Genomic DNA, 2,496 nt, shown 5'->3' with positions numbered 1-2,496 from the left:
CAACACAGTGGACGCGAGCAACTGAGGACAAGCCCTCGGCCTATTAGTACCAGTCACCTCCACACCTTGCGGTGCTTCCAGATCTGGCCTATCAACCCAGTCGTCTACTGGGAGCCTTAACCCCTCAAAGGGGGTGGGAATACTCATCTCGAAGCAGGCTTCCCGCTTAGATGCTTTCAGCGGTTATCCTTTCCGAACGTAGCCAACCAGCCATGCCCTTGGCAGGACAACTGGCACACCAGAGGTTCGTCCGTCCCGGTCCTCTCGTACTAGGGACAGCCCTTCTCAATATTCCTACGCGCACAGAGGATAGGGACCGAACTGTCTCACGACGTTCTAAACCCAGCTCGCGTACCGCTTTAATGGGCGAACAGCCCAACCCTTGGGACCGACTCCAGCCCCAGGATGCGACGAGCCGACATCGAGGTGCCAAACCATCCCGTCGATATGGACTCTTGGGGAAGATCAGCCTGTTATCCCCGGGGTACCTTTTATCCGTTGAGCGACGGCGCTTCCACAAGCCACCGCCGGATCACTAGTCCCGACTTTCGTCCCTGCTCGACCCGTCGGTCTCACAGTCAAGCTCCCTTGTGCACTTACACTCAACACCTGATTACCAACCAGGCTGAGGGAACCTTTGGGCGCCTCCGTTACTCTTTAGGAGGCAACCGCCCCAGTTAAACTACCCATCAGACACTGTCCCTGATCCGGATCACGGACCCAGGTTAGACATCCAGCACGACCAGAGTGGTATTTCAACGACGACTCCACAACCACTGGCGTGGCCGCTTCACAGTCTCCCACCTATCCTACACAAGCCGAACCGAACACCAATATCAAACTATAGTAAAGGTCCCGGGGTCTTTCCGTCCTTCTGCGCGAAACGAGCATCTTTACTCGTAGTGCAATTTCACCGGGCCTATGGTTGAGACAGTCGAGAAGTCGTTACGCCATTCGTGCAGGTCGGAACTTACCCGACAAGGAATTTCGCTACCTTAGGATGGTTATAGTTACCACCGCCGTTTACTGGCGCTTAAGTTCTCAGCTTCGCCACACCGAAATGTGACTAACCGGTCCCCTTAACGTTCCAGCACCGGGCAGGCGTCAGTCCGTATACATCGCCTTACGGCTTCGCACGGACCTGTGTTTTTAGTAAACAGTCGCTTCTCGCTGGTCTCTGCGGCCACCCCCAGCTCAAGCAGCAAGTGCTATCACCAGGAATGGCCCCCCTTCTCCCGAAGTTACGGGGGCATTTTGCCGAGTTCCTTAACCATAGTTCACCCGAACGCCTCGGTATTCTCTACCTGACCACCTGAGTCGGTTTAGGGTACGGGCCGCCATGAAACTCGCTAGAGGCTTTTCTCGACAGCATAGGATCATCCACTTCACCACAATCGGCTCGGCATCAGGTCTCACCCTCATGTCTCCCGGATTTACCTGGAAGACGGGCTACACCCTTACCCCGGGACTACCATCGCCCGGGCTGGACTACCTTCCTGCGTCACCCCATCGCTCACCTACTACCAGCTTGGACCGGCGGCTCCACCACTTTCCATTCCCCGAAGGGTCCGGAACGGCTTCACGGCCTTAGCATCACTGGATTCGATGCTTTTCGCGTCACAGCGGGTACCGGAATATCAACCGGTTATCCATCGACTACGCCTGTCGGCCTCGCCTTAGGTCCCGACTTACCCTGGGCAGATCAGCTTGACCCAGGAACCCTTAGTCAATCGGCGCACACGTTTCTCACGTGTGTATCGCTACTCATGCCTGCATTCTCACTCGTGAACCGTCCACAACTCGCTTCCGCGGCTGCTTCACCCGGCACACGACGCTCCCCTACCCATCACAGCAGGCGTTGGCCCTATTGCTGCAATGACACGACTTCGGCGGTACGCTTGAGCCCCGCTACATTGTCGGCGCGGAATCACTTGACCAGTGAGCTATTACGCACTCTTTCAAGGGTGGCTGCTTCTAAGCCAACCTCCTGGTTGTCTCTGCGACTCCACATCCTTTCCCACTTAGCGTACGCTTAGGGGCCTTAGTCGATGCTCTGGGCTGTTTCCCTCTCGACCATGGAGCTTATCCCCCACAGTCTCACTGCCGTGCTCTCACTTACCGGCATTCGGAGTTTGGCTAAGGTCAGTAACCCGGTAGGGCCCATCGCCTATCCAGTGCTCTACCTCCGGCAAGAAACACACGACGCTGCACCTAAATGCATTTCGGGGAGAACCAGCTATCACGGAGTTTGATTGGCCTTTCACCCCTAACCACAGGTCATCCCCCAGGTTTTCAACCCTGGTGGGTTCGGTCCTCCACGAAGTCTTACCTCCGCTTCAACCTGCCCATGGCTAGATCACTCCGCTTCGGGTCTTGAGCGCGCTACTATACCGCCCTATTCGGACTCGCTTTCGCTACGGCTTCCCCACACGGGTTAACCTCGCAACACACCGCAAACTCGCAGGCTCATTCTTCAAAAGGCACGCAGTCACGACT

At 56.4% G+C, this 2,496-nt stretch carries 1 rRNA gene (running past one end of the window); it reads right to left on the bottom strand.

Annotated elements, in window-relative coordinates:
• Positions 1 to 22: 22 nt before the first annotated feature.
• Positions 23 to 2,496: ribosomal RNA gene (locus ABT004_RS36070) — 23S ribosomal RNA — on the bottom strand (it continues 178 nt past the right edge of the window).

Source organism: Streptomyces sp. NPDC002790, assembly GCF_040295505.1.
In the GTDB taxonomy this organism is placed as follows: Bacteria; Actinomycetota; Actinomycetes; order Streptomycetales; family Streptomycetaceae; genus Streptomyces.
The sequence above is the reverse complement of the archived record's forward strand: the minus strand, read 5'-3'. Positions and strand labels throughout refer to the sequence as shown.